The organism is Plantactinospora sp. ZYX-F-223 (genome assembly GCF_039649625.1).
Classification (GTDB): Bacteria; Actinomycetota; Actinomycetes; order Mycobacteriales; family Micromonosporaceae; genus Plantactinospora.
In genome coordinates this window covers 1-5,168 of the sequence record NZ_JBDJAV010000117.1, presented here as the reverse complement: position 1 = coordinate 5,168, position 5,168 = coordinate 1, and the positions used below count along the sequence as shown (strand labels likewise).

At 64.8% G+C, this 5,168-nt stretch carries 5 protein-coding genes and 1 pseudogene; 1 reads left to right on the top strand and 5 read right to left on the bottom strand.

The features are described 5' to 3' along the window. Positions 1-43 precede the first annotated feature (43 nt). From AAH979_RS42400 to AAH979_RS42390, 3 genes and pseudogenes are all read right to left on the bottom strand, one after another. Complete coding sequence (locus AAH979_RS42400) at positions 44-793, bottom strand: isocitrate lyase/phosphoenolpyruvate mutase family protein (RefSeq protein WP_346263762.1); 750 nt, start codon at positions 791-793, stop codon at positions 44-46. Between the two features lie 178 nt (positions 794-971). Next, positions 972-1,253, bottom strand: a pseudogene (locus tag AAH979_RS42395) (nuclear transport factor 2 family protein); the annotation flags it as partial. A 618-nt stretch (positions 1,254-1,871) separates the two neighbouring features. Beyond that, positions 1,872-2,294 carry a DUF5709 domain-containing protein gene (locus AAH979_RS42390; RefSeq protein ID WP_346263761.1) on the bottom strand — a complete coding sequence of 141 codons (423 nt, stop codon included), beginning with the start codon at positions 2,292-2,294 and terminating at the stop codon, positions 1,872-1,874. 464 nt (positions 2,295-2,758) lie between these two features. On the opposite strand from AAH979_RS42390, the gene AAH979_RS42385 reads away from it, so the two are divergent. Next, a complete protein-coding gene (locus AAH979_RS42385) occupies positions 2,759-3,238 on the top strand; it encodes a hypothetical protein (protein ID WP_346263760.1) in 480 nt (159 codons plus the stop codon). Between the two features lie 9 nt (positions 3,239-3,247). Here AAH979_RS42385 and AAH979_RS42380 read toward each other — a convergent pair whose 3' ends face one another. Together AAH979_RS42380 and AAH979_RS42375 are read right to left on the bottom strand one after the other, a co-directional pair. After that, positions 3,248-3,880, bottom strand: coding sequence for a TetR family transcriptional regulator (locus tag AAH979_RS42380; RefSeq protein WP_346263759.1), 633 nt, complete (start codon positions 3,878-3,880; stop codon positions 3,248-3,250). 394 nt (positions 3,881-4,274) lie between these two features. Beyond that, positions 4,275-5,087, bottom strand: a complete 813-nt coding sequence (locus AAH979_RS42375; protein ID WP_346263758.1) for an MFS transporter — start codon at positions 5,085-5,087, stop codon at positions 4,275-4,277. Positions 5,088-5,168 lie beyond the last annotated feature (81 nt).

The following is a 5,168-nucleotide window of genomic DNA, read 5'->3' as shown; positions in this document are numbered from 1 at the left end:
GCCGCGTGAGGCCAGTGCGCGGCTGCGCTGTTGCGTGGCCGAGTTAGCCCTTGATGAGGTCGATGATGTGGCCGAAGTCGAGTTCTGATGCGAGTGCCGTCAGGTCTCCCTTCGCTAGCTTCGCCGCAGCCGCCTGTGTAGCTGCGAGAGCGTGCGTGTATGGGTCGACCCCGAGGCTGACCCGGCGGACGCCGATCGTCTGGAGTTCGGCCAGCGTGGCCGTGTCCTGGGGGCTGACGAGGACGTTGACCGGCTTGGGCGCGACAGCCTTGATGACTGCGCTGATCGAGGCCATGTCCGGTAGGTTCGGCGCGTACAGGACGTCCGCTCCTGCTTCCGCGTAAGCGGAGAGGCGGCGGATGGTGTCGTCGATGTCGAAGATTCCCCACAAGAAGTTGTCCGTACGGCCGGTCAGAACGATCCGGTCGTGCGCTGCGGTGGCAGCGGCCTTGATGCGGCGAACTGCGTCGTCGAAGTCACGAATCGGGTTGGAAGAGTCACCGGTGGTGTCTTCGACCCCGATGCCAGCCAGACCGCGGGCAATGGCGGCGTTGACAGTGGCCTGGACATCTTCGGGAGTATCGCCGTAGCCGTCCTCAAAATCGCCGTTGATCGGCAGACCGCTCACGGACGTGAGTAGGGCGGCATGATCCAGGTGCGTGTCGCGGCTGACGGCGTGGATACCGTCGAGCCGGCCAAGTGTCGCGGCGAAGGCCGCTGAGGAGGTCGCGATGGATTTGAATCCGGCCTCCTTGAAGAGCAGGGCCGACGGGCCGTCCCATGCATTGGGCATGATGAAGGTATCGGGCCACGGTGGAGTTCGACGAACTGTTCGTAGCGTGCCCGAGCTGCGATGTCAGACATGGTGGTGCGTCAGGCGCCTGAGCGATCGCGCAGGCGGAGACGCAGTCCCAGGTGCCCTCACGCTTCTGGTGCACGTCCGCGTACAGCGCTTCTTGCTCCACTCCATCGGCGACCATGGTGTAGGTCGCCCGGCCGTGGATCAGCGCGACATCACCGAGGATACGGATCTTGAAGTCGCGCAGAGTGAGATCTTTGAAGGGTCGGGGCTTGGCGATGTATTCGAGGTACTCCTCGCTGTTGCGCATGACACCAGGTGTCTGCACAACAAAATCTTCAGCGAGGAACTCGCTGAACCGCTTGGCGTCGCTGGTCTGGTCCGAGTGGTTGTAGTCGAGATTGAGCTGCTCGAGGATCGCCAGATCTTCGGCGGACTGCTTCGTATTGTTCATTCCTTGCTCTTCTTCGCCTTCCCTGTGCGGTTCGTCGTCCGCCGCAGGTGGGTTGTCGTCTCGATGCCGTGTACGCGACGCTGACGTGCACGGTTGTTCCGCCTGGTTGGCGCCAGATCCGTCGCACCGTTTTGCCAGATAACGTTGAAATCTCAGTCGGGCCTCGACGCCCGCCCACCGCCGTTGGCTCTGCGGCCGGTCGCTCTCGCGTGCCCTGTCCTCATGTTGCGACGGGCGGTTGACCCGATGTAGTCCGGTCGATCCATCAACCCGAGAGCTATGGACGGTTTAGTCCAACTTAGGATGTCGGGGTACCGCTTGTCAAGCATGTGCGCTTGGCCCTTGACCCGCAGCCTACTTCGGCGTTGAGCAGGTCAGGGCAGGCGTTCGGTGGCCGGGCTTGCACGGTGCACGCGATCATCTGGCAGTGTCCAGCAGCGCTTCGGGAGCCCCTCTGTGGACTCTGACGTCCCGTTTTCCCTTGGTGTAGCGGTGTCTCGACGACTGATTCAAGATCATGCGGTCTGCTATAGGTCCTCTCGTTGCGCCAGTGGCTCGCGCCCAGGTCGGAAAGGGCGTGGTGTCGTCTGGTTTGTAGCCTGTCCGTGCACCGGGTCCTTACGCGTCCAACGCATTGTCGGGGACGATGTGAATCGCCGCCTCCTCCGCGGAGGCGGCCCCGCCGTCGATGCCAACGTCGTCGGCTCGAAGATCGGACGACGGGTCGGCAGGATCTTGGGTAGCCCAGACGAGCCGGCCTGCCCTCAAGTCACCAACCTGGTCGTCGATCGGCTCGCCGGCGGTATCCGATGCGTCACCAATCCCATCGCCAAACTCTTCGGCTCCGATGTCGGGAACCTCATGGGCGAGTCTCCGGCTGAGGGGCTCGTGCCTACTGGCTTCGTAGGCAGTCACCCCCCAGGCCAGGCTTCCGATGGGGCGATCAGGCGGCGAGTAGCCTGGGCCATCAACGTCGTCGCCAAGCTCCTCCTCATCGAGGCTCTCCTCCGGTGGTAGTAGGCCCTGGACGTATTCGTCCATAACGTCTCCTTCGATCCCGTTGTCTTGCCAGCTGGCCGGGCACCGCGTCCCAACGGCTGACCTCGAAGAATCGTGCCGTTGTCGTTCGCCTGTGCTGCCGGGAGTGCGACCTTTGCTCACGGAGACTACCGCTTCTGGATTACCAAGCGGACTATTGAGACCAGTTTCATGGTGGCTGGTCGGGCTGAGGTGACACCGGTCGGGCGGTTCGTCGCCAGGTATCCGGGACGAGGCCACCACGATCCGGCCAGTGCTGGTGGGGTGGCAACGTCCGCAGCGGCCGCCGGGCGAAGGCAGTGTTGACCGAGGCATCCGGCCGCGTGGAGATCGACGGCGGCGCGGAGCACGGTTAACAACGTGGCGGAGCATCGCGGTCGTCTCGTCTCGCCAAGCGGCTGAGGTGCCACCTTGTTGGACCGGATCGTCCGTGCCAGCATGGAAGATAGCAGCTAGGGAGAGCGGAGATGGACTCTATAGACCACAACGGGGAAGATTCATCGGTGGACTGCGGCACACGCTCGGGGTCAGGGGCTGTCTCTGACCTGCCTGGCGACGTCTTGGCCTTGGGATGGTCGCTACTGAGCGGCCTGGATTCACTCGAAGACCTGGTGCGCTGGCGCGATGAGATCATCGACCTGCACCGGCAACTGATTCTCGACACGTCCGCCGCGCCCGATGTCGCCGGCCGCGCGCGCGACGGCGACGGGTCGCGAGCAGCGCATCCCGTCGCGATCGCCACACGGGAGGCGTTGGCGGCCGGCATCGAGCGAATGCGGGAGAACGGTGAGCTGGCGGTCGACGCAGATCCGGCCAGGCTGGCGACGGGTTTGACGGCCGCGTTGCAGGGCGGATCGCTGCTGACGAGGACAAACCGGGATATCGCCCCACTGGGGGCCGCGCTCGACCTGGCGCTGAGCTACGTCCGCTCGCATTCGGCCAGGTGAGCGCTGCACTCATCGGGCCGATAGGAACGTCCTGACATGATCGAGCGCCATGTCGAGTGCAATCTCCATCGGTGTGACGTCATGAGCGGCCTGGGCCAGCAGATAGCCCCCTTGCAGCGCTGCCATCAGCCCGATCGCAAGCTTTCGAGGGTCGGCGGCGGCGGCGAGTGTCCGGGCATCCTGCATACGACGCAGGCCGGCCTCGATAAGGTTCTCCCACTCGTCGAAGGTCTCTGCCACGGCCATGCGAGCGACCTCGTCCTGGTTGGAGACCTCCGCGGCGATCGAGCCGAGGACGCACCCGTACGCGCCCTTTTGCAGTGCGTTGCGCTGGACGAGTGCGTCCCTCCATCGAACTAGACCATTGAACGATCTGAGGCGTTGTAGCGCAGCATGCTCGCGCTCCATGATCTCTTCCGCGCGGAGCCGAACCACGGCGCGGACCAGATGTTCCTTGTCGGCGAAGTGGTGGTAAAGCTGAGACTTGCTGGTGCCGCTCGCGGCGCGGACCTCGTCCAGAGTGGTCGCACTGACCCCTTTCATGTACATGAGCTGCGCCGCGGCCTCGATGATGCGACGCCTCGTCGCCGCGCCGCGAGGTGTCAGCCTCTCGACCTCATCTGGACTTGCTGACCTGGTCACGATCGCAAGGCTACCGGCCTGGATGAGTTCGCCGGTCCAGATCCTCCGCGTGCTCAACGGAAGGCTGCGCGACCGACGCTGACGCCACGAGGAACTGGATCTTGGAGGCCGCCTGGTGCGTTCACGCCACGACGTGACACCGCACGCTCACGCGGAAGCGGACTGGCGACAGGTGGACGCGGCGTCCCCTTGCCCGTTGTTGATTTCGTCGGCTCGGGTCCGTCGAAGGTTGGCCAGTGCCCCCGGGCCCTCGCTCATGATCCTCCCGTAGGTGCGATCGATATGTTCGTTATCGAGCAGGAAGCCGTTGTGCTGTAACGGATCTCGAAGGACGGGGCTGCGGACCGCATGGAGAGGAACGGAACATGACCGAGCCTCAAGTCCATCACTTCGATTACTCACCGTGTTCGCTGTGCCCAATCGCCTCGGTACGCGGGTTGTGCGCTCCGACGACGGTGAACAGGGTGGCGACGAGGGCGAGTGCGCCGTATCCGATGGCGATCTGCGGGAGCGAGAGGGTGTTGGAGAGTTGGCCGGCGATGAGGGCGGGGATCGTCGCGCCGCTGTAGCTGAGGAGGTAGATGACGCTGAAGGTCGGTGCCCGGTCGGCCGGGGTGTTGCCGTGCAGTAGTCCGCGGGTGGCAGCGCTGATGGCGATGCCTTGAGAGGCGCCGGCGACGATGGTCGCGGCGATGAACAACTCCAGCGTCCCGGTGGCGATCGTGGTGACGATGCCGATCATTCCGGTCAGGAAGCCGATCATCCCGACGCGTTGGGCGGTTGCGGGTGCGAACAGGCCGCCGAGGGGAGCGCCGAGGACGCTGGGACCCATGTAGGCGGCGAACACCAGTCCGACGATGAGCGGGCTGCTGGTGTGCAGTTGATCTTCGACCAGTGCGGGCACGAACGCTTGGTAGAAGGCCCCGGCCGCCCAGGTGGCGAGGAATACCGCTGCCGCGACCGGGAGCAGACTCCTGACCCGTGCCGGCACGTAGACCCGAGGTCGCAGCGATCGCCGCGCACCCGCCATCCCAGTCACGGTCTCCGGGCTGACAGCAATAAGAGCGACAGACAGGAGCAGAAGGCCGATGACAACCAGGAAGACGAGCTCGCGCGGCCAGGGACCGAACTGGACCAGGGCGCCGGAGACGATAGCGCCGACAGCGAGGCCGAGCATGACCGTCTGACTGGAGGCCACCGAGGCCAACCAGGCCGGTCTGACCGGTGCCGCGTCGACGATGTAGGCAGTGAGGCTGCTACTGGCCAGCCCGGCACCAAGGCCCATTAG

Excerpts from the sequence above, each read along its gene's own strand:
- AAH979_RS42400 (WP_346263762.1), bottom strand. The coding sequence starts at position 793 with ATGCCCAATGCATGGGACGGCCCGTCGGCCCTGCTCTTCAAGGAGGCC.
- AAH979_RS42390 (WP_346263761.1), bottom strand. The coding sequence starts at position 2,294 with ATGGACGAATACGTCCAGGGCCTACTACCACCGGAGGAGAGCCTCGAT.
- AAH979_RS42385 (WP_346263760.1), top strand. The coding sequence starts at position 2,759 with ATGGACTCTATAGACCACAACGGGGAAGATTCATCGGTGGACTGCGGC.